Origin of the sequence: uncultured Sphingomonas sp. (assembly GCF_964235535.1) — a bacterium.
In the GTDB taxonomy this organism is placed as follows: Bacteria; Pseudomonadota; Alphaproteobacteria; order Sphingomonadales; family Sphingomonadaceae; genus Sphingomonas.
In genome coordinates this window covers 2,286-25,159 of the sequence record NZ_CAXSBH010000032.1, presented here as the reverse complement: position 1 = coordinate 25,159, position 22,874 = coordinate 2,286, and the positions used below count along the sequence as shown (strand labels likewise).

Below are 22,874 nucleotides of genomic sequence, written 5' to 3'. Positions count from 1 at the left end.
TTGCGGATATTCAGACGCGGCCAACGTCGTGCTACGGATGAGACTATGGGCGACTTCACTGAAATGGAAACGTGGGCGCTTCAAGCGATCTTCGATGAAACTCCTGCGCTGTCGTTAAAGCTTCGACATCAACTATGCTGCGCGACCGTGACGAAGCGGAAGAACACCGGAGGTGGTTTCTTCACCAGCATAGTCCTTCCGAAAGACACTCCGCAAGTGGAATGCCCCAGGGTACTCGGCTACGCGACACACGCTCGCGTCGAGGGGCTGGAGCATGGGCTAGGCTTCGTCCTGTTTATGGAAGACGGCAGGCTACACCTATTGGAAGGGTTTGCTTGGGGGCCGGAAAGCACTGTGTCGTTGGACTTGAACAGCCTCTCGTTCGAGATTTTTAATGAGCGGACTCGGCACCTCAACTGATTATCCGCTCACCACCCAAAGCGGTCCCCCGTCTTGCAATGTTGGAAAACGCTCGTCACGCCCCTCCCACGCTCTTTCTCATCGCTATCATCTCACTTCCCCGCGCACCCGCGTGGATGCGCGCCCGTACGCGTAGAGGTATGACTTTCGTGACTTTCCGCGCCATCGACGAGTGCGCGATGCGCGGCACCTTCGCCAACTTCCGCGCGGCTCAGTCCATCCCGGCCCTGATCGCCGCCGCCGCCACGAACGGCGCGCCCGCCAGCAGCAGCAGGCTCACCGCGGCCAGCAGCTTGAACGCCCCCGCGCCTTGCGTAAGCGCACCCGCCCCGAAGATCAGCAGCGGCACCGCGAGCGGCAGCATCACCAGCCCCGCGACCGCTCCGCCTCCGCGTAGTCCCGCCACCAGCGCGCCCGTCGTCACCGCCAGCGCCGCCAGACCCGGAGTCCCGATCAGCAGACCCAGCTCGACCCGCAGCAAGGTCGCTCCCGACAGGTCGAGCAACCCCGCCGCGATCACGGCCGCCGCCATCAGGGGCGGCCCGAAGCTCAGCCAATGCGCGATGACCTTCGCCGCGACAACCAGCGTCATCGGCGCGCCCCGCACCGCGAATTGGTCGAGCACCCCCGCCTCCAGATCGGGCGCGACCAGCCGCTCCACGGGTAGCAGCGCCGCCAGCAGCGCCGCCCCCCACACCACGCCGCCCCCGACCCGCGCCAGCAGCGCCGCATCCGGCCCGATCGCGAACGGGAACAGGCAAGCGGTCAACAGGAAGAACGCCACCGGCCACAACGCGCCGCCGCCTGCATAGGCGCGGCGCAGATCGCGAGCGACTAGCCGCCCGAACAGGCTCATAAGGTAACCGCTAGCGCGTCCGGCAGCGCCACCGGCTGATGGCTCGCCACCACCGCGATCCCGCCCCGCTCGCGGTGCGCCGTCATCAGTCGCTCGAGCAGCGCCACACCGGCTACGTCCAACCCGTTCGCCGGCTCGTCGAGCAGCCAGATGTCAGACTCGCCCGCAACCACCCGAGCGAGCGCCGCGCGCCGCCGCTGGCCCGTCGACAGCAGCCTGACCGGCACGGACGCCAGATGCGCCAGCTCAAGCGCATCCAACGCGGGCGCGACCCCGTCCACCCCCGCCCAGAACGCCAGCGCCGCGCCGAGCGGCCGCTCCGGGTCGAGCGCATGCGCCTCCGTCAGCAACGCGACCGCTCCCTCGCGCGCGACTCGCCCCGTCACGGGCCGGAGCAGCCCCGCCGCGATCCGCAGCAGGCTCGACTTGCCCGCCCCATTCGGCCCCGTGACCTCGGCCGCGTCGCCGGACCCGAGCGCGAAGGTCCGACCCTCGAACAACACCCGCCCGCCCCGCGCGCACGCCACCGCGTCGAAGCCGAGCCGGGCGCTCAAGCCGGGCCGTCCTCCGCCACCTGATCTTCCAGCGTTTGCATGTCGTCGTCCGACAGCCCGAAATGATGCCCGACCTCGTGGATCACGACATGCGCGATCAGCTCGTCGAGCCGCACCTCGGTCTCGATCCACTCCTCCAGGATCGCGCGGCGGTACAGGTGGATGCGGTCGGGTTCCGCGCCGGACTCGGTCGTCGACTTCTCGCCCACCGGCTGCCCATGATACAGCCCGGTCAGGTCCAGCGGATGCTCGATCCCGAGTTCGGCCAGCGTCTCCTCGTCGGCGACCTCCTCGATCAGCAGCAGCACGTCGCCCAGATGCTCGGCGAACCGCGCGGGCAGCTTGGCGATCGTCCCGCGCGCGATCGCCTCGAGAGCCGCCGCGCTCGGCGCGAAACCGATTGGGTCTTGCTCGTCCATGCCCACCGCCATACCCGCCCCGAAGGGCCAGCGACAAGGGAGGCGACCGGTGGTGGAACGGCTGAGCGAAGCGGAGCGCGCTGAGGCGCTGGATGCCCTGCCCAATTGGGATTACCAGGACGAGCGCGACGCGATCACCAGACGCGTCCTATTCGGCGACTTCGCCGAGGCGTTCGGCTTCATGGCGCGCATCGCGATCCTGGCCGACAAGGTTGACCACCATCCCGAATGGTCCAACGCCTACAACCGCGTCGATATCCTGCTCACCACGCACGACGCGGGCGGCCTATCGCACCGCGACGTCGAACTCGCCGGCGCGATCGACGCGGTGCTGGGCGACTAGGCCGTCCGCTCGAATCCGCGATCTACTCTCGAATGTCGTTTGCGTGGACGGCCGACCCCGTTAGGTCCCGGCCGCGATGACCGATGACATTCGCGCCGCTGCCCTCGACTCCAAGGCCTGGCCTTTCGAGGAAGCACGCAAGGTCCTGAAGCGCTGGCCGGACGGCAAGCCGAACGGCGAGCCGGTGCTGTTCGAGACCGGCTACGGTCCGTCGGGCCTGCCGCATATCGGCACCTTCAACGAGGTGCTGCGCACGACCATGGTGCGCCGCGCATACGAAACTTTGTCCGACCAGCCGACGCGCCTCCTCGCCTTTTCAGACGACATGGACGGCCTGCGCAAGGTGCCCGACAACGTGCCGAACGGCGCGATGCTGGCCGAACATCTCGGCAAGCCGCTCAGCCGCATCCCCGATCCGTTCGGCACGCACGAGAGCTTCGCCGCGCACAACAACGCTCGCCTGCGCGACTTCCTCGACGCCTACGGTTTCGAATACGAGTTCGCCTCGTCCACCGATTACTATGCGTCCGGCCGCTTCGACGATCGCTTACGCGAAGTGCTGCGCCGCTACGACCGGATCATGGACGTCATGCTGCCGACTCTGCGCGGCGAGCGCCAGGTCACCTACTCGCCCGTGCTGCCGATCAGCCCCAAGTCCGGCGTCGTCCTCCAGGTCGCGGTCGAGGTGGTCGATGCCGAAGCCGGCCTGATCCGCTTCGACGACGCGGGCGAGACCGTCGAACAGTCGGTCCTGGGCGGCCGCGCCAAGCTGCAATGGAAGCCCGATTGGGGCATGCGCTGGGCCGCGCTCGGCGTCGATTACGAGATGTATGGCAAGGACCTGATCGATAGCGCCGTGCTCGGCGGCCGGATCGCGGAAGCGCTCGGCGGCCGCAAGCCCGAGGGCATGGTGTACGAGCTGTTCCTGGACGAGCGCGGCGAAAAGATCTCCAAGTCCAAGGGCAACGGTCTCGGCCTCGACGACTGGCTGACCTACGGCCCACAGGAAAGCGTCGCCTTCTTCGCCTACCGCGAGCCGAAAAAGGCCAAGCAGCTCCATATGGGCGTGATCCCCAAGGCGGTGGACGAATATTGGCAGTCCCGCGCCGCCTATGTAGGCCAGCCGATCAAGGAGCGGCTCGGCAACCCCGTTCATCACATCCACGGCGGCCCGCCGCCCGAAGGCGAGTTGCCGGTGACGTTCGGGCTGCTCCTCAATCTCGTCGGCGTCATGGGCGAAGCGAGCTCGGAGCAGGTCTGGGGCTATCTCGCCAACTACGTGCCCGAAGCGACACCCGAGCGCTATCCCGAACTCGACCGGCTGATCGGCCATGCGCTCGCCTACGCCCGCGACTTCGTGGTGCCGACGCTCCAGCGCCGCGCGCCCGAGCCCCACGAGGCCGACGCGCTTCGCCGCCTCGACGCCGAACTGGAGCGGCTAGGCGAAGGTGCCGACGCTGAGACGATCCAGACCGCCATATATGAGATCGGCAAGACCGGCGGCTTCGAGTCCCTGCGGGACTGGTTCCGCGCACTCTACGAGACGCTGCTCGGCTCGTCCCAGGGGCCGCGCATGGGGAGCTTCATCGCGCTCTACGGCGTGGAGAACACGCGCGGACTGATCGACCAGGCGATCGGACGCGCCCCGGCCTGAATGACGCCCGTGCTTACCCGCCCTATCAGCGCGCTCCGGCGTTTCCTCGCCACGGAAGCGGCTGGCGGGATCGTGCTGATCGTGGCGGCGGCGTCGGCGATGCTGGTCGCGAATTCCGGGCTGGCCGGGGAATACGAGATGTGGCGGCACGCGCTGATCGGCCCCGTGCTCGCCCCCGCAATCGGCGTCATGACCATCGAGCTTTGGATCAATGACGGGCTGATGGCGCTGTTTTTCCTGCTCGTCGGGCTGGAGATCAAGCGAGAGCTCGTGGACGGCCAGCTCGCCAATGCCGCCGATCGACGGCTGCCCGTAATCGCCGCGGCGTGCGGGATGATCGTCCCGGCGCTCGTCTATCTGGCGATCGCCGGTGGCGAGCCGGGGCTGGCGCGCGGCTGGGCTATCCCGGCGGCGACCGACATCGCCTTCGTCATCGGCATCATGGCGCTCCTGGGGCCGCGCGTGCCGGCGACGCTCAAGCTGTTCCTGACCACGGTGGCGATCGTCGACGACATGGGCGCGGTCGCGATCATCGCGCTCGCCTATAGTCATGGCCTGAGCCTCCCCGCGCTGGCGGCGGCGGCGGGGGTGCTGGCGGCGATGTGGGCGGTGGGGCGAGCCGGCGTACGCGCGCCGTGGGTGTTCATGCTCGGCTTCACGCTGCTCTGGCTGCTGGTACTCCGGTCGGGAATACACGCGACCATCGCGGGGGTGCTCGCGGCGGCGGTGATCCCGGTCACGCCCTCCCCCGCCGCCCCGGACGATCCGCACTCGACGCTCCACCGGATCGAGCATGCGCTGGCGCCCTGGGTGGCGTTCGGGGTCGTGCCGCTGTTCGGCTTCGCCAACGCCGGGGTTCAGATAGACGGGACGGACGGGCTCGGGAGCAAGCTGGTGTTAGGCGTCGCGCTGGGACTGTTCGTGGGCAAGCAGGTCGGCATTCTGGGCGGCGTAGCGCTGGCGCACCGGCTCGGAATGGCGCGGCTGCCCGGCGGGGTGAGCTGGACGCAGCTATACGGCGCGGCGTTGCTCGCGGGGGTCGGGTTCACCATGAGCCTGTTCATCGGCGGGCTTGCCTTTCCAGGACGGCCCGAGCTGGTCGATCAGGTGAAACTGGGCGTGCTCGCCGGGTCGATCCTGTCGGCGGCGGCGGGCTTTGCCATGCTGCGGTTCGCCGGAGTAAGGAAATGATGCGCATCTTTCACGATGATCGTCAGCGGCTCCACGCGCCCGCGCTCGAACTGCACAATGGCGGGTTCACCACGTACGCGGAAACACCCGCGCGCGCCGAGGCCATCCTCGCGGTGCTCGGGATCACCGAGACGCCGCCCGACCGGGGCGACGCCGCCATCCTTGCCGTCCACGACGCCGACTATCTCGCCTTTCTTCAAGCTGCTCCCGGCATGTGGCGCGAAGCCGGGCGCCCGGGCGACGCTATCCCCTACGCCTTTCCGGTGGTCGGCCGCCGCCCATTGAAGCTCAGCCGCATCGACGCGCTAATGGGGCGGTATGCGTTCGATGCGACCACGCCAATCACCGCCGACGCTTATACTTCCAGCTATTGGAGTGCGCAGTCGGCGGTCGCCGCGGCGGAGGCGGTGCTCGGCGATGAGCACGTCGCCTTCGCGCTGTGCCGTCCGCCGGGGCATCACGCTGGAGCGGACTATTGCGGCGGTTATTGCCACATCAACGCCGCCGCCGTCGCGGCGCAGGCGCTAAGGAATTCGGGATGCGGCCGGGTGGCGGTGCTCGACATCGACTATCATCACGGAAACGGGACTCAGGATGTCTTCTGGACACGTCACGACGTGTTCTACGCCTCCGTCCATGCCGATCCGTCGAACGACTACCCCTTTTTCTGGGGCCATGCCGACGAGACAGGCGAGGGCGATGGCCGAGGCGCGACGCTCAACCTGCCATTGCCGCATGGGACGAGGCTCGACGCGTTCCGGCGGGCGCAAGCGACCGCGCTCGACGCGATCGCCCGGTTCGCGCCGGATGCGCTGGTGGTGAGCTTCGGGGCCGACACCTGGTTCGGCGATCCGATCTCGCATTTCGCGCTGGAGACACCCGACTATTCCGTGCTGGCGCGCGACGTCGCGAGGTGTAGCTGGCCGACCGCGATCGTCATGGAGGGGGGATATGCGGTCGACGCGCTCGGCCATAACGTCGCCAGCTTCCTCAGCGGCTTCTAGAGCCGGCTGAGCGAATCGATCGCCTCGACGGGCGGGGTTCCACTTGAAGCAGCCGCGACGCGCTCGACCGCCTCCATCACGCGCAGGACGTTGCCGCTCGTCAGCTTGCCGAGGTCGGCATCGCTCCAGCCGCGCCGCGCCAGTTCGACCAGAAGCAACGGATAGCTGTCGACGCCCTTCATCCCCTCCGGCCCGTGACCGCCGATGCCGTCGTAATCGCCGCCCAACCCGACCGCGCCCCGGCCGGCCACCCGCGCGATATGCTCGACGTGATCGGCGACGGTCGCGGCGTCCACGCGCGGCTCCGGGTGGGCCATGTCCCAGCCGGCGAGCGAGGCGGGGGTTTTGACGCCTTGGAGGTCCGGCGGCACTCCCAGCCTTTCGGCCTCGGTCGCACGCGCCGTGTTCCAGGCGCGCCATGCGTTGGAGAGGAAGGCGGGGTACATGTTGACCATCAACACGCCGCCCTTCGCGCCGATCAGCCGGAGCAGATCGTCGGGCACATTGCGCGGCGCGCTAGCCAGTGCACGCGCATTCGAGTGCGAGGCGATCACGGGGGCGCGCGCGACGCCCAGCACCGCGCGCATCGTCGCGTCGGAGACGTGGGATACGTCGACGATCATGCCGATGCGGTTCATCTCCGCCACGACCTGGACACCGAACGCTGACAGCCCGCCCGAGATGGGCGCATCGGTCGAGCTGTCCGCCCAAGCGAGGCTGCGTCCGTGCGTCAGCGTCATGTAGCCCACGCCGAGCGCACGGTACTGGCGCAGCACCGACAGGCGGCCGTCGATCTGGTGCCCGCCCTCCACCCCGATCAGTGACGCGATGCGACCGGTACGCGCAATGCGGCGGACGTCGGCGGCGGTGGCGGCGAGCTCGAGCGAGCGCGGATTGGCGGCCACCAGGCGGTGCACCACGTCGATCTGCTCCAGCGTCAGCTCGACCGCGCGCGGGCCGGTGACGCCGGCCGGGATCCACACCGACCAGAACTGCCCGCCGACGCCGCCTTTGCGCAGCCGGGGCAGGTCGGTCTGAAGCGGATGCCCGAGCGCGCGCGTGTCGCGCGACAGGTCAATTGCCTCGACGCGCCCGCCATGTTTCTCGCGGAGTTCCCAGGCGAGGTCGTTATGGCCATCGACGACCGGGTTTCGGGCGAGGACGCGCTCGATCCGGGCGGCGAGGCGTGAAACAGGTGATGCGGCCTGGAGCAGTAGGGCGAGCACGGTGATCATGGGCGGCCATTTCCGACCGCGACCATCGACGGAAAGTCACAAAAGTCGCACCTCCACACGTGCGCACGCGCGCGAATGTGCATAGCAAAGGCGGCAGCGGCCGAGAGGACGGGAGGCTGGGTCGACGTCATAGGCGGAGCCTGCACGGCGCCCTGCTTGTAGGACAGCCCTATTCTTTAATCCCGCAGGTGATCCAGTACGAAAGTGACGCGCTCCGTGACCGTAGCGCGCGGCAGGTCAATCAGGCGGTAGCCATAGTCTGTGTAGGTGTCGCGCATCGCCGCCTCCGCCGCGCGCGCCAGCTCCGGCGGTTGGCGTCGTTCGGGATCGTGGACGAAAATCTCCGCCCAGAACGGGGCGAGGAAGACGCGTGGGTTGTAACGGTGCGCCCGCGCGGCCGCGTCGATATGCGCCGGGACGGGTAGCCCGGCCACGCGCAGGAAGCCGATCACATCGGGCACGCCTCGGTCGAGCACGACCGTCTTGCCCCATCTCAACGCCTCGGCGTGCGCCGCCACCTCGCGCGGCCACATCTTTTCGGCAAACGCGCGCTCGTCGCCCCAGGGGAGCGCGGTCCCGCCCGCCGCCAGTTCCTCGCGCACGACCGCGCGTCCGATCTCGGGGACGATCGCCACCCCCCTTGCCGCGAGCGCGTCGACCAGCGTCGTCTTGCCCGATCCGGGGCCGCCGGTGACGACGTGGAGCCGGTCGGTCGCGAGGCTCAGCGGGGCGCTTCCGTCCGCGCGAGCAGGTCGACGAGGTCCGCGCGCCAGAACTTCGCCCAAGTATGCGTGCCGTGGCCGCGCGTGTCGGCGGTCTCGGGCACCAGGCGGAAGCGCGCGTCCCGCATGCGCTTGGCAGCGCGGGCGGGATAGTCGAGCAGGCGCGGGTTGATGAAGTCGTCGGCCGAGTTGATCCAGGTGACGGGCGCGGTGATCCGGTCCAGCCCCGGCCAGGGATCATAGCTGCGCGAGGCGTCCACCTGATAGATGAGGTCATTGGCGTCAATCCCGGCCATCGACCGCGCGACGCGTTCTCGAGCGTAGGCGGCCGCGGCGTCACGGGCGGGGAATTCGCGTTGCAGGTACAGCGGCGCACCGCCCGCCACGAACAGCAGCGACGCGGCGGTACGCACGCCTGCCGCGGGCTGGCGTGCGTAGTTCCCATTTGCCCAAGCGGGGTCGGCCTTGATCCCGTCGATCGCGAGCTGACGCCACATGCGGTTCAGCCCGGCGATCTCGATCGGCAGGCACCCCATCGGCATCAAGGCCCGCGCGAAATCCGGATGCGTCTGGCCCCAGACGAGCCCATGCATGCAGCCCATCGACGTGCCCATGATGAGCCGCATCCGCTTGATGCCGAGCCCGTCCGTGAGCAGTCGGTGCTGCGCGTCGATCATGTCGGCATAATCGTATCCCGGAAACCGCATCCGCAAGCCGTCCGACGGCTTGGACGATTTCCCGTGACCGACATTGTCGGGGAGGATGATCCAGTAGCGCCGGATATCGAGAGGCTGGCCAGGGCCGTAAAGCTCGTCGGCGAACTGCGGCTGGAGGAACTGTCCTCCGGTGCCGCCGGTGCCATGGAGTACCATTACGGCGTTGTCGATCTCGCCGCGCGCGTTCCGCCGCGGGGCACCGAGTGTGGTATAGTGGAGCCGCAGCTCGGGGAGGGTCTCGCCGGAGCGGAAGCGGAAGCTCCGGACGAGGTAATCACCCTCGCGCGTCGGCCACTTGGCGGACGCCGCAGCGGGCGCGGTGCTGGCGTTGGCGGGTGGGGTCTGGGCGGGCGCAGCGACCTGCGCGGCGAGGAAGGCGAGCATCCAAGTGAATTGGCGGGCCGGAAGACGATTGGCAATCCGGCCGCGGTCAATTGAAGCCAGGAACAACGACGCGTGGTCAGTCCGCCTCCAAGTACCTCATCCAATCCTGAGCGCCGTGCAGGATGCGTACGACTGCCAATATTTTACCCTCGACAAGGTAGAAGATCAACAGCTTCGGAAAGCCCGGAACCTTCCATTTGCGCAGCCCGAACAGCTCGTCTCGCTTCGTCCTGACGGGCGATCCAACGCCCGAGTGGTTCAACAATCGAAACAGCGCCTCATCCGCGTTCGCCGACATCGCCTCAGCTACGTCCAGGCCCGCCTCGGTCGCCAGCCAAACATAATGGTCGGTTAAATCGGCCCGGGCTGAAGCGCGGACCTCAAGCCGAAGCGGCGTCAAAGACGCGCGCGCGCCGCAAGGCGTACCTCGTCCATCGATTCAGATGTCCATGGAGCGCCGGGGCTTTCCAGCCCTTCAAGCAGCATCGCTTCCAACTTGTCCTGCGCCCACTCTTCGGCGGCGGCCTGGACGGCGGCGGCGACACATGCCTCTGCATCCGGATACTTGCCTTCGGCCACCTGCGCATCGACGAAGGCTTGCTGTGGCTCGGAAAGCGGGATGCGGACGTATTCCATAGTTAAGGACATCGCACCGACGTCGCTTGATCGCAAGCGTGACGAGGTAAGCTTACACGCCCAACCACCTAAGCGGCTTTGTGAGCGCGCCAGCCGCGTAGTCGATTTGGAGCACACGACGGTGCGCATAGCCGGCCGAAGCGGCGGAGGCGTGCAGGATAGAGGTGGCGTAGCTCCACACGTCGCCACGCTCGGCCAGGCAGACGGCGGTGCCGCACCGACCGACAATGGTCGAAATGTCGGGCTCGGCTATGCGGCCGAGACGGTGCGAGCCGGGCGCAATTAGCAGAGGCGCATTATCAGCGGGCACGGAGTCTAGATGGATGCGAAGCGTGACCATCGCCTCGATCACATCGAAGGATGGCTCGACATGTTGGATACCCGCCTTGATCGACCAGGGGCCAAAGCCGGGCACATCGTGACGTTCACGCACGGCGATCGTGCGATCCTGATGCCAGCCGAGCGACCAGTTTGCGCCGGGTGTCTTATCGAACAGAAGCGCGCGGACGGGATGAGCGGCGGCTCCGAGGTGTCCGGCCGCGATCCGTCCAACGGCCCCATCGGTCGACAATAGCTCGTTCAGCCCGGGAATGCCGTGCAGTCGCGTGCCAGCGCGATCACGCGGGCAACCGGCAAGTACACGCTCGATCTCGTCCAAAACAGAGAAGGCGGCGCGATCATGTCGCGCCGCCCCATGTTCTTCGAACGATAGATCGGCCCCGTCCACCGCGTCTCAGAGCTTCTCGGTGAGTTCCGGCACAACTTTGAACAGGTCGCCGACCAGTCCGATGTCTGCGACCTGGAAGATCGGCGCGTCGCCGTCCTTGTTGATGGCGATGATGACCTTGCTGTCCTTCATCCCCGCCAGATGCTGGATCGCGCCGGAGATGCCGACCGCTACGTAGATTTCCGGTGCGACGATCTTGCCCGTCTGGCCGACCTGATAGTCGTTGGGCGCGTAACCCGCGTCGACCGCCGCGCGGCTCGCGCCGACGCCCGCACCGAGCTTGTCGGCGAGCGGCTCGATCAGCGCGTGGAACTGGTCCGCGTTGCCGAGCGCGCGGCCGCCCGAGACGATGATCTTGGCGCTGGTAAGCTCGGGGCGAGCATTGGCGGCGATCTCGGAGCCTTCAAACGTCGACAGGCCCTTGTCGCCCGTCGTCGCGACCGCCTCGATCGTACCGGAGCCGCCCTCGGTCGCGGCCTTGTCGAACGCGGTACCGCGGACGGTGATGACCTTCTTCGCGTCGGACGACTGGACGGTCGCGATCGCGTTGCCGGCATAGATGGCGCGGGTGAAGGTGTCCGGACCCTCGACCGACAGTATGTCGCTGATCTGCATCACGTCGAGCAGCGCGGCGACGCGGGGCGCGATGTTCTTGCCCGTCGTGGTCGCGGGCACGACGAACGCGTCATGATGCCCCATCAGCTCGACGATGAGCGGCGCGACGTTCTCGGCGAGCACGTGGGCGTAGGCCGCGTCGTCGGCAAGGTGGACCTTGCCCACGCCCGCGATCTTGGCGGCCGCGTCGGCTACGGCGCTCACGCCCTCGCCAGCGACGAGGAGATGGACCTCGCCGAGCTTCGACGCAGCCGTCACCGTCGACAGAGTGGCGTCCTTCACGGACTTGCCGTCATGCTCGACCCAGACCAACGTCTTCATGACTTCGAAATCCCCATGGCTGCCAGCTTCGTCACAAGCTCGTCGACATCGGCGACCTTGGTCCCGCCCGCGCGCTTGGCCGGCTCGACGACCTTCAAGGTGGTGATGCGCGGCGCGATGTCGACCCCGTAATCGGCGGGAGTCTTCTGCGCCATCGGCTTGGACTTGGCCTTCATGATGTTGGGAAGAGAGGCATAGCGCGGCTCGTTGAGGCGAAGGTCGGTGGTGACGATCGCGGGTAGCTTAAGCGCGTCGGTCTCCAGCCCGCCATCGATCTCACGCGTCACGGTCGCGGTACCGTCCGCGATTTCGACCTTGGAGGCGAAAGTGCCCTGCGCCCAGCCGAGCAGGCCGGCGAGCATCTGGCCCGTCTGGTTGTTGTCGTCGTCGATCGCCTGCTTGCCGAGGATGACGAGCCCGGGTGCCTCCTCCTCGACGATCTTGGCGAGGATCTTGGCGACGGCGAGCGGCTCGACGCGGCTCTCGGCCGTGACCAGGATTGCGCGGTCGCAGCCCATGGCGAGCGCGGTGCGGAGCGTCTCCTGAGACTTTGCTTCACCAATCGACACCGCGACGATCTCGGTGACCGCGCCCTTCTCCTTCAGGCGGATCGCCTCCTCGACGGCGATCTCGTCGAACGGGTTCATGCTCATCTTGACGTTGGCCAGATCGACGCCGGAGCCGTCGGCCTTGATCCGCGGCTTCACGTTATAGTCGAGCACGCGCTTGACGGGGACGAGTACCTTCATTTGCTTCTCCATGGCGCTCAAGCGCGTGGACTTCTAAGCGGCCGCCTTTACCTCGGCGACGATCTTCCTTGCGGCGTCGCCCAGGTCGTTGGCGGGGACGATGGCGAGGCCCGAGTTGGCCAGGATGGCCTTGCCTTCATCGACGTTGGTGCCCTCCAGCCGGACCACGAGCGGGACCTGGAGGTTCACCTCCCTGGCCGCCGCGACGATGCCGTCGGCGATGATGTCGCACTTCATGATGCCGCCGAAGATGTTGACGAGAATGCCTTTCACGTTCGGATCGGCGAGGATGATCTTGAACGCCGCCGTCACCTTTTCCTTGCTCGCGCCGCCGCCGACATCGAGGAAGTTGGCCGGGAACATGCCATTGAGCTTGATGATGTCCATCGTCGCCATCGCGAGGCCCGCGCCGTTGACCATGCAGCCGATATCGCCGTCGAGCTTGATGTAGGCCAGGTCGTACCGGCTCGCCTCCAGCTCGGCGGGATCCTCCTCGGTCTCGTCGCGCAGGGCGAGAAGGTCCTTGTGGCGGAACATCGCGTTGCCGTCGAAGGCGACCTTGGCGTCGAGCACCAGGAGCTTGCCGTCCTCGGTGACCGCGAGCGGGTTGATCTCGATCTGCTCGGCGTCGGTGCCCACGAATGCGTCGTAGAGCTTGCCCGCGACGTTCGCCGCTTGTTTGGCGAGATCGCCGGTAAGCTCGAGCGCCCCGGCGACCGCGCGGCCGTGATGCGGCATGAAGCCGGTCGCGGCGTCGATGTCGAACGTCCGGATCTTCTCCGGGCTGTCGTGCGCGACCGTCTCGATATCCATCCCGCCCTCGGTCGACACGACCATCGACACGCGGCCGCTCGCGCGGTTGACGAGCAGCGCAAGGTAGAACTCGCGCGCGATGTCGACGCCGTCGGTGACGTAGAGCCGGTTTACCTGCTTGCCCGCGTCGCCGGTCTGGATCGTCACCAGCGTGTTGCCCAGCATGTCGGCGGCCGCCGCGCGGACCTCGTCGGCCGAACGCGCCAGGCGCACGCCGCCTTTGGCGTCGGCCGGGAGCTCGACGAACTTGCCCTTGCCGCGGCCGCCCGCATGGATCTGCGCCTTGACCACGTATAACGGCCCGGGAAGCCGGCCCGCCGCCGCCACCGCCTCGTCAACGGTGAGCGCCGCATGGCCCGCAGGCACGGGGACGCCGAACTTGGCCAGCAGTTCCTTAGCTTGGTATTCGTGGATGTTCATGGCGGGGCCGTCCGTTTTCGAGCATCGGGGATGGCGAGGCTAAAGCACAGCGGCCCCGCGAGGTCCAGCATCGGCCGCGTTTGCCGACCCGCGTTTGCCGAATCGTAACGTTTCATTCGGCATAAGCCGGGTTATGACCCAGCCCGCTCATCACTCCAGCTTCGACCTACCCGGCGACGAGCATCGCCGCGCGCTCCGCAAGGCGGTCAAGATGCGCGCCCACCTGCGCGACCGGGGCCAGACCAGGTTCGAGATCGATGTGATCGACCTGTCCGCATCGGGCTTCCGCGCGGAAACGAGCTTCACGCTTTGGCCTGGGACGGTGGTGTGGCTGACGTTGCCGGGCCTCGCCGCGCTGGAGGCGGTGGTCGCATGGCGCGACAAGTTCAAATACGGTTGCGCCTTCGCCAAGCCGCTGCATCCCGCGGTGCTCGATCACATCGTAGCGCTATCGTTGCGTTAATCGAACAGGCTCGACACCGATGTCTCGTCCGCGATCCGCTGGATCGCCTCCGCCAGCAACGGCGCGATCGGCAGGTGGCGGATGCGGGAAGCCGAGCCGATCGCCTCGTGATTGCCGATCGAGTCGGTGATGACCAACTCCGATAGCGCCGACCCCTCGACCCGCGCGACCGCGCCGCCCGACAGCACGCCGTGCGTGACGTAGGCGACGACGTCTTCGGCCCCCGCCTGCCGCAGCGCCGCCGCCGCATTACAAAGCGTTCCGGCCGAATCGACTATGTCGTCGATCAGGATGCAGCACCGGCCCTCCACCTCGCCGATGATGTTCATCACCTCCGACTCGCCCGCGCGTTCGCGACGCTTGTCGACGATCGCGAGCGGGGCGTTGTTCAGGCGCTTGGCGAGCACGCGCGCGCGCACCACGCCGCCGACGTCGGGCGACACGACCATCAGGTTGCGGCCTTCGAAGCGGGCGCGAATGTCCGCCGACATGACGGGCGCCGCATAGAGATTGTCGGTGGGGATGTCGAAGAAGCCCTGGATCTGCCCGGCATGCAGGTCGACCGACAGCACCCGGTCCGCGCCCGCGACGGTGATCAGGTTCGCGACGAGCTTGGCGGAGATCGGCGTGCGCGGGCCCGGCTTTCGGTCCTGACGCGCATAGCCGAGATAGGGGACGACGGCGGTGATCCGCCTGGCCGACGCGCGTTTGAGCGCGTCGATGATGATCAGCAACTCCATTAAATTGTCGTTGGCGGGGTAGCCCGTCGACTGGATCACGAACACGTCTTCGCCGCGGACGTTCTCACCGATCTCGACGAATATCTCCTCATCGGCGAAGCGGCGCACCAGCGCATCGGCGAGCGGCAGCGCGAGATGCGTCGCGATCGCACCCGCGAGCGGGAGGTTCGAGTTGCCGGTGATGAGCTTCATGGGACCGGCCCTCCCGATCGGCCGTGCGTGCCGCTTAGTCGGGCGGGGGTTTGCCCGGCAACCCCCGACGCTTAGAGACCTTGAGCCATGGCCGTCGTAACCCGCTTCGCCCCCTCCCCCACCGGCCGACTGCATGTCGGCAATATCCGTACCGCACTCCACAACCAGCTGTGGGCGCGGCAGAACGACGGACGATTCCTGCTCAGGATCGACGACACCGACGCGGAGCGGAGCGAGGAGCGGTTCGTGGACGCGATCCGCGCGGACCTGGACTGGCTCGGTCTGACGCCCGACGGCGAGGAGCGGCAGTCGATGCGGTTTGCGAGCTACCAAGCGCGATTCGACGCGCTGGTCGCGGCGGGGCGGGTGTACCCGGCCTACGAGACCGCGCAGGAGCTGGACCTCAAGCGCAAGGTGCAGGCGGGGCGCGGACTGCCGCCGGTGTACGACCGGGTGGCGCTGGCGCTGAGTGACGTGGAGCGGGCGCGGCTGGGGGCGGACGGGGTCAGGCCGCATTGGCGGTTCAGGCTCGATCACGACGCCCCGATCGAATGGGACGACCTGGTACGCGGGCCGCAGCGGTTCGATCCGACGACGATGAGCGACCCGGTGGTGCGGCGCGCGGACGGGTCGTGGTTGTACATGCTTCCGTCGGCGATCGACGATGTCGACATGGCCGTAAGCCACGTCGTGCGCGGCGAGGATCACGTTTCGAACACCGCGCTCCAGCTGCAGATGTTCGCCGCGATGGGCGCGATGCCTCCCGCTTTCGCGCACAGCGCGTTGCTCACGGGGGCGGAGGGGAAGCTGTCCAAGCGGCTCGGGTCGCTAGGCGTCGATCATTTCCGCGAGGCCGGGATCGAACCGGAGGCGGTACGGGCGCTGCTCGCGCGGTTGGGGACGAGCGACCCGGTGGAGCCGATCGTGGACGCCGAGGCGCTGGTGGCGAGCTTCGACTTCGGGCGCTTCGGGCGGGCACCGGCGCGGTTCGACGAGGCGGAGCTGGCGGGGATCAATGCGCGTATCGTCCACCAGCTGCCGTTCGAGCGGGTGAGTGGCCAACTGCCGGCGGCGATGAGCGAGGCGGAGTGGCTGGCGGTGCGGCCCAACCTGCGCACCGTGGTCGAAGCGGCGGACTGGTGGGGGGTGATCGAGGGTCCGGTCGCAGGCGCGATTGCCGAGGAGGACCGCGCCTATCTGGCCGACGCGGCGCGGGTGGCGGGGACCGTCGACTGGACGAACGATCCCTGGGCCGCGCTGACGGGGGAGCTCAAGGTGGAGACGGGGCGGAAGGGGCGGGCGTTGTTCATGCCGCTGCGGTTGGCGCTCACGGGGCGCGAGCATGGGCCGGATATGGCGACGTTGCTGCCGCTGATCGGGCGGGAGCGGGCGGTGGCGCGGCTGAGCGCCTGACGTCGGTCCTGCCCTCACCCTGGCGCTTCGCGCCTGTCCCTCTCCCGCGAAGGTGGGAGAGGGTAGAGCAGATCAGGAGGTCGCCATCTCGGCGTTAACGTTGATCTTGCGTTCGGCGAGTTCGGTCAGCTTCTTGTCGGTCGCGTACTCCTCGTCCAGCGTCTCGCTCAGGAGTTCGGCCTCGTTCTCGCGGCCGAGCTGCGTCGCCCAGGCGACCAGCGTGCCGTAGCGCGCAATCTCATAATGCTCGACCGCCTGGGCGGCCGCGATCAGCGCGGCGTCGAGCACCTGCTTGTCCGACACCTCGCTCGAAATCTCGTTCGCTTCCTTGATGATGCCGTCCATCGCGGCGCAGGTCACCGCCTTGGGGCTCAGCCCATGCATCTCGAACACGCGCTTCAACCGCTCGATCTGGTTTTCGGTCTCGGTCAGGTGCGTCTCGAAGCTGCTCTTCAATTGGGCGCTGGTCGCCTTGGCGATCATCTTGGGCAGCGCCTTGGTGATCTGATTCTCGGCGTAATAAACGTCCTGGAGCTGGTGGACATAGAGGTCGTCCAGCGTCGCGATGTCCTTGGTGAACAGGCCCATGGCAGTGTTCCTTTCGTGAGGGTGCGGGTCGGATAACGCCCGGGCCGGGCGCGGGTTGCCTATTTGGCGACGACGACCAGTTCGGTACGGCGCTCCGCCTGGCCGGACCCGGCGGCGTCGGTCGCGACGGGCGCGGCCTGCCCGCCCGAAGCGGCGGCGACGCGGGCGCGGGGAATGCCGGACATCCCGAGCGCGGCGGCGACGGCTTCGGCGCGCTTCCGGCCGAGATCGACGTCGGCGGCGGCGGGACCCTGCGCATCGGTGTAGCCGACCACGCGGACGCGCGCGTTCGGATAAGCGCGAAGGACGCGGGCGAGCACGTCGACCGCCGGCCGTTCGGCCGTGCGGATTACGGCCGAGCCTGGATCGAAGGTCAATCGGTCGAACGGCAATGTCCGCCCGGCCGGGTCGCGGCCGGAGAGATAGCGTTGCAGCTGGAAGGTCAGCGTGCCGGGCTCGAGCGACAGCCGCGAGCCGTCCGGGAGCGCGACCTGCTCGACGATAGGGATGGCGGACACTTCGCCGCGCTCGAGCTGGCCGGGACCGGCGACGAGCTCCTGCTCCCTGGAATCGACGCAGCCGCGATAAAGGCCGAACAGCAGCAGCAGACCAACGAGCGCGAGAAGGTAGGGCAGATAACCGCCGAGCGCGCGGGGGCCCCGGCCGCGCGGCGGCGCGGTGAGGCCGGGGTCGGGCGTCGGCTCGCCCAGCGCCTCGGCGACGCGCGCGGCGGTGTCGGCGAGATAGATGCGGTCGTCCGCGACGCGGTCGACCCGGGCGAGCGCGATGTGGCGAGGGGTGGCGAGGTCGGCGTCGGAGCCCGCGGCGGGCCGGGCAAGGGCGATGCGGCCCGCCTTCACATCGCCGACGGTGCCGACGGGCACGCCGTCCGAGCCGACCACCGCCATGCCGTCCTTGATCTCGCTCCGGTCGGTCATGCGTCTTTTCTCCTTGGTCGCGGTCGGGACGGTCGCGCGTCTAGTCCAGCTTGCGGATCGTCTCGTCGAGACGGGCGACGGTGACGCCGAACTTGCGCGCGGTCAGGATGTTCGCCGCCGAGCGGCCGTCGGGGCTGAGCGTCAGCCATTGATCGGTCGCCAGGCCGCCCTTCATGGTGAAGCTTAGATGCAGGCGGTTGCCGGTCACCTCGCCCGCGATCGGGCCGACCGCGTCGGACAGCGTGCCCGCATAGGTCGTCGGACCGGTGCGGTGGATGCGCCAACGTCGCCTGGTGGCGGGCTTGCCCTCCTGCGCAACGGTCTGGTCGAGCACGAGCGCGCCGTCGGGCCGGATGGTCCCGGATCCCTCCACGCGGACGGCGCGGGCGGCGCGCAGGACGATCTTAAGCTTGGCCGTCCCCTCCGTCAGGCCCGCGAAGAAGATGAGCGGGTCGAACACCGGCGTGGGCGCGGCTGCGAGCGCGGCGGGCGCGGCGGCGGGCGCGCACGCGGCGAGCGTCAGCACGGCGGCGGTGTGGGCGATGGGACAGGCGCGTGGCATGGGACCGAGGGAACGAGCCGGCCGGGCGATCGGGTCCGTGCGCCGTTCTCAGGTGTTACCCTGGATCAACCAGAGGAGCGGAACATGGTCGAAGCAAGCTGGAACGGAACGCTGGTGGCGACGTCGGACGATACGGTGGTGGTCGAGCGTAACCACTATTTCCCGGTGGACTCGGTCGATCCGGCGATGCTTCGCCCGAGCGCCACGACGACGAACTGCCCGTGGAAGGGCACCGCGCGATATTACACGCTGGTCGTGGACGGCGCGGAGAACGTCGATGCGGTCTGGTACTACCCCGATCCCAAGTCCGAAGCAGCGGCGATCAAGGGGCGGCTCGCCTTTTGGAAAGGCGTGGTCGTGGCCTGATCGGAACCGGCGGTCGGCTTCGCGGTTTGACGCGACGGTCCCGCCTGGATAGGCCGAGGACCGGAAAAGGGGAGAATAATCATGAAGATCGTGATGAAGGCCGTGAGCGCGGCCGGGCTGCTGGCGTTGGCGGCATGCGGCGGCGGGGCCGACGACAAGGCGGCCGACAACATCGAGGCCATGACCGAGAACCGCGCCGATGCGCTCGAGGAGCAGGCGGATGCCACGAGCAACGGCCAGGTTGAGGATGCGCTTGAGGACCGGGCCGAGAACGTCCGCGACATGGGCGAGGACGCGGCCGACCGGGCGGACGACAAGGACGACGCCCGCGTCGAGAACCAGGTCGCCAACGCGATGTGACGCCCCGTCCGGCCGGCGCGGTGCGTCGGCCGGGCATCCTTTCGAGGAGAAACGCCCGTGACCATGACGCTGTCCGACCTGTCCGCGAAGATGCGCGGGATCGATTACTGCACCCTGTCGACCCGCACCGATGGCGGCGCGATCGGCGGGCGGCCGATGAGCAACAATGCCGACGTCGAATATGACGGCGACAGCTTCTTCTTCGCGGGCGACGACGCGCGTTCGGTCCACGACATCGCCGCGGATCCCAAGGTCGGCCTCGCCTATCAGGGCAAGTCGGGGCTGCTCGGGCAGCGGCCGTTCTTCGTCACGGTCGAGGGGAACGCCGAGCTGATCCGCGACAAGGCGACCTTCGAGAAGCATTGGACCAAGGACATCGAGCGCTACTTCCCGCAAGGGATCGACACGCCCGGCCTGGTGCTGATCAAGGTGCATGCCGTCCGGGTGCATTATTGGGACGGCGAGGACGAGGGCGAGATCCGGGTCTGACGCGGCGCGGGCCCGCTGACGCATGCAGCGGGCCTTCGCATTCGGCGAGGACGGTCCGGACCGGTGGTCGGCGGTGCTGGTCCCGTTCTTCGGCGCCGCCCTCCCCCGCACCCGGCGGACGCCGTTCGGGCAGCTGATCAAGTCGATGTTGAGCGCGCGGACACGCGACGCGGTATCGATCGCAGCCTACGACGTGCTCATGGCGCGCTACCCGGGGCCGCGCGCGCTGGCCGCCGCCGCGCCCGCCGATATTGAGGCGGTGGTCGCCGCGATCACCTTTGCGCCCAACAAGGCGACCAACATCGCCGCCGCGCTGCGGATGATCGGGCGCGAGCGGCCCGATTTCGACCTGGCATTCCTGGCTACGATGCCCCTCGCCGATGCGCTCGCCTGGCTGGAGCGGCTGCCCGGCGTGGCGCGCAAGGTGGCGGCGTCGGTCCTGAACCTCAGCACGCTGAACCGCCCCGTGTTCGTCGTCGACGCGCATGTCGCGCGCGTGCTCCGGCGGCTTGGCCATGTCGGGCGAACGGCGGACGGCGAAGCGGTCAGCGAGGCGGTGACCGCGGCCATGGCCGACTGGTCGGGCGACGACTTCGCGTTGTTCCACACCGTCACCAAGCGGCTAGGCCAGGAGGTTTGCCGCTGGGACGTACCTGAGTGTGGGCGGTGCCCGCTGGCGGAGGACTGCCCGAGGGCGCGGGCAAGTCGGGCGTGACGCGCGTCACGCGCCAACCAGTGGCCAGCGGCCGAGCAGGACGTGGCGACCCTCGCCGTAGACGCTCTCCACCAGCAGGTATTCCTCGACCAGCCAGCTGACCGCGTCGATGTGCTCGTTCCGGCGGACAGTGTGGCCGTAAGCGAGCGTGAGATGGGGCGCGAAGCGGTAGCGCGGCATCCCGACCCGGTGTGTGAGGGTCTCGACGAGCCTCCGCTCGAACCGTCGCGCGCCTTCCATCACGCGGCTCCCGCGCAGCGAAAGCGTTTCGCCGCTGCCGTGAAGCCGGTCGAACACGACGCGGAAGGGCGGCGCGCGGAACGCGTCCAGCGCGCGCAGGAGCCGGGCCTCCGCCCCGGCGTCGAACAGGGCGGCGTCGCCGAGCGGTCGCACCGTGACGTGCAGCAGCTCCGCCGGCCGAGCCGAGAGCGCGCCGATCTCGCGCGCCGGACCGGGCGGCGGCTTGATCATGATGTAGCGCGGCCGCGGCGACCGCCGCGTCGGCCATGGGATTGCTTCGTGCCGGAGAGCGGCGTTCATGCTACCGCCCATGTGAAGCGGTTCTCGTGAGACGGTCGAGCCGAACGACTCGATAGCGGCGGGATAGTTGTTCGCTCATCGCGGTGATTAGAACATACAGGGAACATGCTTACCAGCCACGACGGCGTAGTCTCAGCGGGTCCGCTGAATGAGCAGGGCGCGAGACAGCCCTTCAACGTGGATGGTCATACTCCACAAGGTCCCAGAGATTGCCGTACAGGTCGCGGAACACGGCGACGATGCCGTATTCGTGAATGCTGGGCGGGCGGACCCACTCGACGCCCGCTTCGGTGAAGGCGGCGTGGTCGCGCGTGAAGTCGTCGGTGGCGAGGAACAGGAACACGCGCCCGCCCGCCTGATCGCCGATAGCGCGCGCTTGGTCGGGCTTGGCGGCGCAGGCTAGAAGAATGGTGGTCGCGTCTACAGGTGCGTGTGGGGGACAGATCGTGACCCATCGCTTGCCTGCTTCGGGCTGGGGCGTGTCCTCGACCAGAGTAAAGCCGAGGCGGCAGACATAATAAGCGAGTGCCTTGTCATAGTCGGCGACAAGCAGGGCGATGTGGGCGAGGCGAGGCATGAGGGACTTTATACGGATGTGAGAAGTGGCCGGATCACTTTTCACGAAACGGCGTTTTCGTTGAAAGTAGAGGTCTAACCTCGTAGGGTTACAAGATGGCGAAACTGGATATCTCGTTTCCCGAGGACTTGAGCAGATGGATCGAGTCGCGAGTCGTGCAGGGCGGCTATGACGCTCCGGCCGATTATGTGCGAGCCGTCGTTCAGCACGACCGGGACTACCGGGAGCAGCGCGAGCGGTTGCTGGCCGCGATCGACGAGGGATTGGCCTCGCCGATCGTGGACACGACGATCGAGGACATCATTGCCGAGCGGCGCGGCGCGCAAGCCGCCGAGTGATCGTCAATCTGTGCGCACGCGCGCGCGCCGATCTGCGCGAGATCTCCGCATTCACCGCCGAGCGATACGGTGAACCGGCGGCGGTCGAGTATCTTCGCGCGGTAGACACGGCGCTTGCGCGTTTGTGCGACCATCTGGAGATTGGTGAGGCGTACCCCGAGCGGCCCGGGCTCCGCGGCTACCCCGTCGGGCGGCACCGCGTCTTCTACCGGATCGAGGTCAAGGCATCGTGGTCGCGCGCGTGCTGCACAAGGCGATGGATGCGAGATTGCATCTTTGAACGGACCGACGACCTGGTCGTAGCGGTGGATCCGCCAAGAGCGCCGGCCGATATACCGCATGGCGGACGCGGGCGGGGAGTGGGTGTCGCAGGTGGCGCAGTGCCGGGTCGTCATTGAATACGTCGTCGCTGAACGATCGGCATCCGGAACGGGGCGACGCGCGTGCCGTGACGCTGGCGCTGCTCGCCCGCCGCGCGCCGGGCGCGACGGTGTGTCCGAGCGAAGTGGCGCGGGCGGTCGCGACCGCCGCGGGCCGGCCGGACTGGTGTGGCGAGATGGCGGGCGTCCACGCCGCGGTCGACGAGATGCTGGCCGACGGGCTGGTGCGGCTGAGCTGGAAGGGGGCGACAAAGGCGGTGCGCGAGGGACCGTATCGGATCGGACGGGTCGGAGATTAAGCCTTGGTGGTATAGCGTTAGGTGGCTCGTTATGTGCCTTCAGTAGGAACATGTCGCTAATCCCCGCGGCGTTGATGTCGCGGAAGGCGGGCGCGAGGGCGTAGGTGTAGGTGTAGGTGTAGGTGTAGGTGTAGG

Annotated in this window: 32 protein-coding genes; 14 read left to right on the top strand and 18 right to left on the bottom strand. The window is 68.0% G+C overall.

Annotation, left to right across the window (positions count from 1 at the left end; translation table 11 throughout):
• Positions 1 to 45 precede the first annotated feature (45 nt).
• Complete coding sequence (locus ACFE7F_RS10575; RefSeq protein WP_375403813.1) at positions 46 to 420, top strand: hypothetical protein; 375 nt, start codon at positions 46 to 48, stop codon at positions 418 to 420.
• A gap of 211 nt (positions 421 to 631) precedes the next feature.
• On the opposite strand, the gene ACFE7F_RS10570 is transcribed toward ACFE7F_RS10575, so the two are convergent.
• The 3 genes from ACFE7F_RS10570 to ACFE7F_RS10560 are packed head-to-tail and all read right to left on the bottom strand — an operon-like array spanning position 632 to position 2,249.
• The gene (locus tag ACFE7F_RS10570; RefSeq protein WP_375403812.1) at positions 632 to 1,276 is read right to left on the bottom strand and encodes a heme exporter protein CcmB; all 645 of its coding nucleotides are present in this window, start codon (positions 1,274 to 1,276) and stop codon (positions 632 to 634) included.
• Positions 1,273 to 1,830 (bottom strand): heme ABC exporter ATP-binding protein CcmA, encoded by a 558-nt coding sequence (ccmA, locus tag ACFE7F_RS10565; protein ID WP_375403811.1) that lies wholly within the window; start codon positions 1,828 to 1,830, stop codon positions 1,273 to 1,275. The genes ACFE7F_RS10570 and ccmA overlap by 4 nt, the downstream gene beginning before the upstream one ends.
• The gene (locus ACFE7F_RS10560; RefSeq protein ID WP_375403810.1) at positions 1,827 to 2,249 is read right to left on the bottom strand and encodes a metallopeptidase family protein; all 423 of its coding nucleotides are present in this window, start codon (positions 2,247 to 2,249) and stop codon (positions 1,827 to 1,829) included. Before ACFE7F_RS10560 ends, ccmA begins: the two co-directional genes overlap by 4 nt.
• Here ACFE7F_RS10560 and ACFE7F_RS10555 point away from each other — a divergent pair.
• From ACFE7F_RS10555 to ACFE7F_RS10540, 4 genes are all read left to right on the top strand, one after another.
• The gene (locus ACFE7F_RS10555) at positions 2,248 to 2,592 is read left to right on the top strand and encodes a 4a-hydroxytetrahydrobiopterin dehydratase (protein WP_375403809.1); all 345 of its coding nucleotides are present in this window, start codon (positions 2,248 to 2,250) and stop codon (positions 2,590 to 2,592) included. The genes ACFE7F_RS10560 and ACFE7F_RS10555 overlap by 2 nt on opposite strands.
• A 76-nt stretch (positions 2,593 to 2,668) precedes the next feature.
• Positions 2,669 to 4,246 (top strand): lysine--tRNA ligase, encoded by a 1,578-nt coding sequence (locus ACFE7F_RS10550; RefSeq protein ID WP_375403808.1) that lies wholly within the window; start codon positions 2,669 to 2,671, stop codon positions 4,244 to 4,246.
• Between the two features lie 9 nt (positions 4,247 to 4,255).
• Positions 4,256 to 5,437 (top strand): Na+/H+ antiporter NhaA, encoded by a 1,182-nt coding sequence (gene nhaA, locus ACFE7F_RS10545; protein WP_375403807.1) that lies wholly within the window; start codon positions 4,256 to 4,258, stop codon positions 5,435 to 5,437.
• The gene (locus tag ACFE7F_RS10540) at positions 5,437 to 6,441 is read left to right on the top strand and encodes a histone deacetylase family protein (RefSeq protein WP_375403823.1); all 1,005 of its coding nucleotides are present in this window, start codon (positions 5,437 to 5,439) and stop codon (positions 6,439 to 6,441) included. The genes nhaA and ACFE7F_RS10540 overlap by 1 nt, the downstream gene beginning before the upstream one ends.
• On the opposite strand, the gene ACFE7F_RS10535 is transcribed toward ACFE7F_RS10540, so the two are convergent.
• The 9 genes from ACFE7F_RS10535 to sucC all read right to left on the bottom strand — a co-directional run bounded on the left by ACFE7F_RS10535 (position 6,438) and on the right by sucC (position 13,779).
• The gene (locus ACFE7F_RS10535; RefSeq protein WP_375403806.1) at positions 6,438 to 7,676 is read right to left on the bottom strand and encodes a dipeptidase; all 1,239 of its coding nucleotides are present in this window, start codon (positions 7,674 to 7,676) and stop codon (positions 6,438 to 6,440) included. The genes ACFE7F_RS10540 and ACFE7F_RS10535 overlap by 4 nt on opposite strands.
• 176 nt (positions 7,677 to 7,852) lie before the next feature.
• Positions 7,853 to 8,461 carry an AAA family ATPase gene (locus ACFE7F_RS10530; protein WP_375403805.1) on the bottom strand — a complete coding sequence of 203 codons (609 nt, stop codon included), beginning with the start codon at positions 8,459 to 8,461 and terminating at the stop codon, positions 7,853 to 7,855.
• Entirely contained in the window at positions 8,398 to 9,498 is a 1,101-nt protein-coding gene (locus tag ACFE7F_RS10525; RefSeq protein WP_375403804.1) for an alpha/beta fold hydrolase, read from the bottom strand. Before ACFE7F_RS10525 ends, ACFE7F_RS10530 begins: the two co-directional genes overlap by 64 nt.
• A 76-nt stretch (positions 9,499 to 9,574) precedes the next feature.
• Positions 9,575 to 9,898: a type II toxin-antitoxin system RelE/ParE family toxin gene (locus ACFE7F_RS10520; protein ID WP_375403803.1), complete on the bottom strand. Its 324-nt coding sequence runs from the start codon at positions 9,896 to 9,898 to the stop codon at positions 9,575 to 9,577.
• A complete protein-coding gene (locus ACFE7F_RS10515) occupies positions 9,895 to 10,134 on the bottom strand; it encodes a hypothetical protein (protein ID WP_375403802.1) in 240 nt (79 codons plus the stop codon). The genes ACFE7F_RS10520 and ACFE7F_RS10515 overlap by 4 nt, the downstream gene beginning before the upstream one ends.
• A 52-nt stretch (positions 10,135 to 10,186) precedes the next feature.
• On the bottom strand, positions 10,187 to 10,861 hold the full coding sequence (locus ACFE7F_RS10510) for a phytanoyl-CoA dioxygenase family protein (RefSeq protein ID WP_375403801.1): 675 nt from the start codon (positions 10,859 to 10,861) through the stop codon (positions 10,187 to 10,189).
• 6 nt (positions 10,862 to 10,867) lie between these two features.
• Positions 10,868 to 11,797 (bottom strand): electron transfer flavoprotein subunit alpha/FixB family protein, encoded by a 930-nt coding sequence (locus tag ACFE7F_RS10505; RefSeq protein WP_375403800.1) that lies wholly within the window; start codon positions 11,795 to 11,797, stop codon positions 10,868 to 10,870.
• Positions 11,794 to 12,546 (bottom strand): electron transfer flavoprotein subunit beta/FixA family protein, encoded by a 753-nt coding sequence (locus ACFE7F_RS10500; RefSeq protein ID WP_375403799.1) that lies wholly within the window; start codon positions 12,544 to 12,546, stop codon positions 11,794 to 11,796. Before ACFE7F_RS10500 ends, ACFE7F_RS10505 begins: the two co-directional genes overlap by 4 nt.
• A gap of 33 nt (positions 12,547 to 12,579) precedes the next feature.
• Positions 12,580 to 13,779 carry an ADP-forming succinate--CoA ligase subunit beta gene (sucC, locus tag ACFE7F_RS10495; RefSeq protein WP_375403798.1) on the bottom strand — a complete coding sequence of 400 codons (1,200 nt, stop codon included), beginning with the start codon at positions 13,777 to 13,779 and terminating at the stop codon, positions 12,580 to 12,582.
• A 133-nt stretch (positions 13,780 to 13,912) separates the two neighbouring features.
• Between sucC and ACFE7F_RS10490 the strand changes: the two genes are divergently transcribed.
• Positions 13,913 to 14,242 carry a PilZ domain-containing protein gene (locus ACFE7F_RS10490; RefSeq protein ID WP_375403797.1) on the top strand — a complete coding sequence of 110 codons (330 nt, stop codon included), beginning with the start codon at positions 13,913 to 13,915 and terminating at the stop codon, positions 14,240 to 14,242.
• On the opposite strand, the gene ACFE7F_RS10485 is transcribed toward ACFE7F_RS10490, so the two are convergent.
• The gene (locus ACFE7F_RS10485; RefSeq protein WP_375403796.1) at positions 14,239 to 15,174 is read right to left on the bottom strand and encodes a ribose-phosphate pyrophosphokinase; all 936 of its coding nucleotides are present in this window, start codon (positions 15,172 to 15,174) and stop codon (positions 14,239 to 14,241) included. The genes ACFE7F_RS10490 and ACFE7F_RS10485 overlap by 4 nt on opposite strands.
• 87 nt (positions 15,175 to 15,261) lie before the next feature.
• On the opposite strand from ACFE7F_RS10485, the gene ACFE7F_RS10480 reads away from it, so the two are divergent.
• Positions 15,262 to 16,587: a glutamate--tRNA ligase gene (locus tag ACFE7F_RS10480; protein WP_375403795.1), complete on the top strand. Its 1,326-nt coding sequence runs from the start codon at positions 15,262 to 15,264 to the stop codon at positions 16,585 to 16,587.
• A 72-nt stretch (positions 16,588 to 16,659) separates the two neighbouring features.
• Here the strand turns inward: ACFE7F_RS10480 and ACFE7F_RS10475 are convergent, their stop codons facing one another.
• Genes ACFE7F_RS10475 through ACFE7F_RS10465 form a run of 3 tightly spaced genes read right to left on the bottom strand, consistent with a single transcriptional unit; the run spans position 16,660 to position 18,675 of the window.
• Positions 16,660 to 17,175 (bottom strand): ferritin-like domain-containing protein, encoded by a 516-nt coding sequence (locus tag ACFE7F_RS10475; protein ID WP_375403794.1) that lies wholly within the window; start codon positions 17,173 to 17,175, stop codon positions 16,660 to 16,662.
• Positions 17,176 to 17,234: 59 nt separating this feature from the next.
• On the bottom strand, positions 17,235 to 18,113 hold the full coding sequence (locus ACFE7F_RS10470; protein WP_375403793.1) for an OmpA family protein: 879 nt from the start codon (positions 18,111 to 18,113) through the stop codon (positions 17,235 to 17,237).
• A gap of 40 nt (positions 18,114 to 18,153) precedes the next feature.
• Entirely contained in the window at positions 18,154 to 18,675 is a 522-nt protein-coding gene (locus ACFE7F_RS10465; protein WP_375403792.1) for a DUF3833 family protein, read from the bottom strand.
• 84 nt (positions 18,676 to 18,759) lie between these two features.
• Here ACFE7F_RS10465 and ACFE7F_RS10460 point away from each other — a divergent pair, with 84 nt between their 5' ends.
• From ACFE7F_RS10460 to nth, 4 genes are all read left to right on the top strand, one after another.
• Positions 18,760 to 19,041, top strand: coding sequence for a DUF427 domain-containing protein (locus ACFE7F_RS10460; protein WP_375403791.1), 282 nt, complete (start codon positions 18,760 to 18,762; stop codon positions 19,039 to 19,041).
• A gap of 81 nt (positions 19,042 to 19,122) precedes the next feature.
• The gene (locus tag ACFE7F_RS10455) at positions 19,123 to 19,401 is read left to right on the top strand and encodes a hypothetical protein (RefSeq protein WP_375403790.1); all 279 of its coding nucleotides are present in this window, start codon (positions 19,123 to 19,125) and stop codon (positions 19,399 to 19,401) included.
• Between the two features lie 63 nt (positions 19,402 to 19,464).
• Positions 19,465 to 19,890: a pyridoxamine 5'-phosphate oxidase family protein gene (locus ACFE7F_RS10450; protein WP_375403822.1), complete on the top strand. Its 426-nt coding sequence runs from the start codon at positions 19,465 to 19,467 to the stop codon at positions 19,888 to 19,890.
• Positions 19,891 to 19,912: 22 nt separating this feature from the next.
• Complete coding sequence (gene nth, locus ACFE7F_RS10445) at positions 19,913 to 20,605, top strand: endonuclease III domain-containing protein (protein ID WP_375403789.1); 693 nt, start codon at positions 19,913 to 19,915, stop codon at positions 20,603 to 20,605.
• Positions 20,606 to 20,611: 6 nt separating this feature from the next.
• Here the strand turns inward: nth and ACFE7F_RS10440 are convergent, their stop codons facing one another.
• Together ACFE7F_RS10440 and ACFE7F_RS10435 are read right to left on the bottom strand one after the other, a co-directional pair.
• A complete protein-coding gene (locus ACFE7F_RS10440) occupies positions 20,612 to 21,145 on the bottom strand; it encodes a 2'-5' RNA ligase family protein (protein ID WP_375403788.1) in 534 nt (177 codons plus the stop codon).
• A 172-nt stretch (positions 21,146 to 21,317) separates the two neighbouring features.
• Positions 21,318 to 21,722, bottom strand: coding sequence for a VOC family protein (locus tag ACFE7F_RS10435; RefSeq protein ID WP_375403787.1), 405 nt, complete (start codon positions 21,720 to 21,722; stop codon positions 21,318 to 21,320).
• Between the two features lie 95 nt (positions 21,723 to 21,817).
• Between ACFE7F_RS10435 and ACFE7F_RS10430 the strand changes: the two genes are divergently transcribed.
• Genes ACFE7F_RS10430 through ACFE7F_RS10420 form a run of 3 tightly spaced genes read left to right on the top strand, consistent with a single transcriptional unit; the run spans position 21,818 to position 22,739 of the window.
• Positions 21,818 to 22,060: a type II toxin-antitoxin system ParD family antitoxin gene (locus ACFE7F_RS10430; RefSeq protein ID WP_375403786.1), complete on the top strand. Its 243-nt coding sequence runs from the start codon at positions 21,818 to 21,820 to the stop codon at positions 22,058 to 22,060.
• On the top strand, positions 22,057 to 22,458 hold the full coding sequence (locus ACFE7F_RS10425) for a type II toxin-antitoxin system RelE/ParE family toxin (RefSeq protein ID WP_375403785.1): 402 nt from the start codon (positions 22,057 to 22,059) through the stop codon (positions 22,456 to 22,458). Before ACFE7F_RS10430 ends, ACFE7F_RS10425 begins: the two co-directional genes overlap by 4 nt.
• On the top strand, positions 22,455 to 22,739 hold the full coding sequence (locus tag ACFE7F_RS10420) for a DUF3253 domain-containing protein (RefSeq protein WP_375403784.1): 285 nt from the start codon (positions 22,455 to 22,457) through the stop codon (positions 22,737 to 22,739). Before ACFE7F_RS10425 ends, ACFE7F_RS10420 begins: the two co-directional genes overlap by 4 nt.
• Positions 22,740 to 22,874 lie beyond the last annotated feature (135 nt).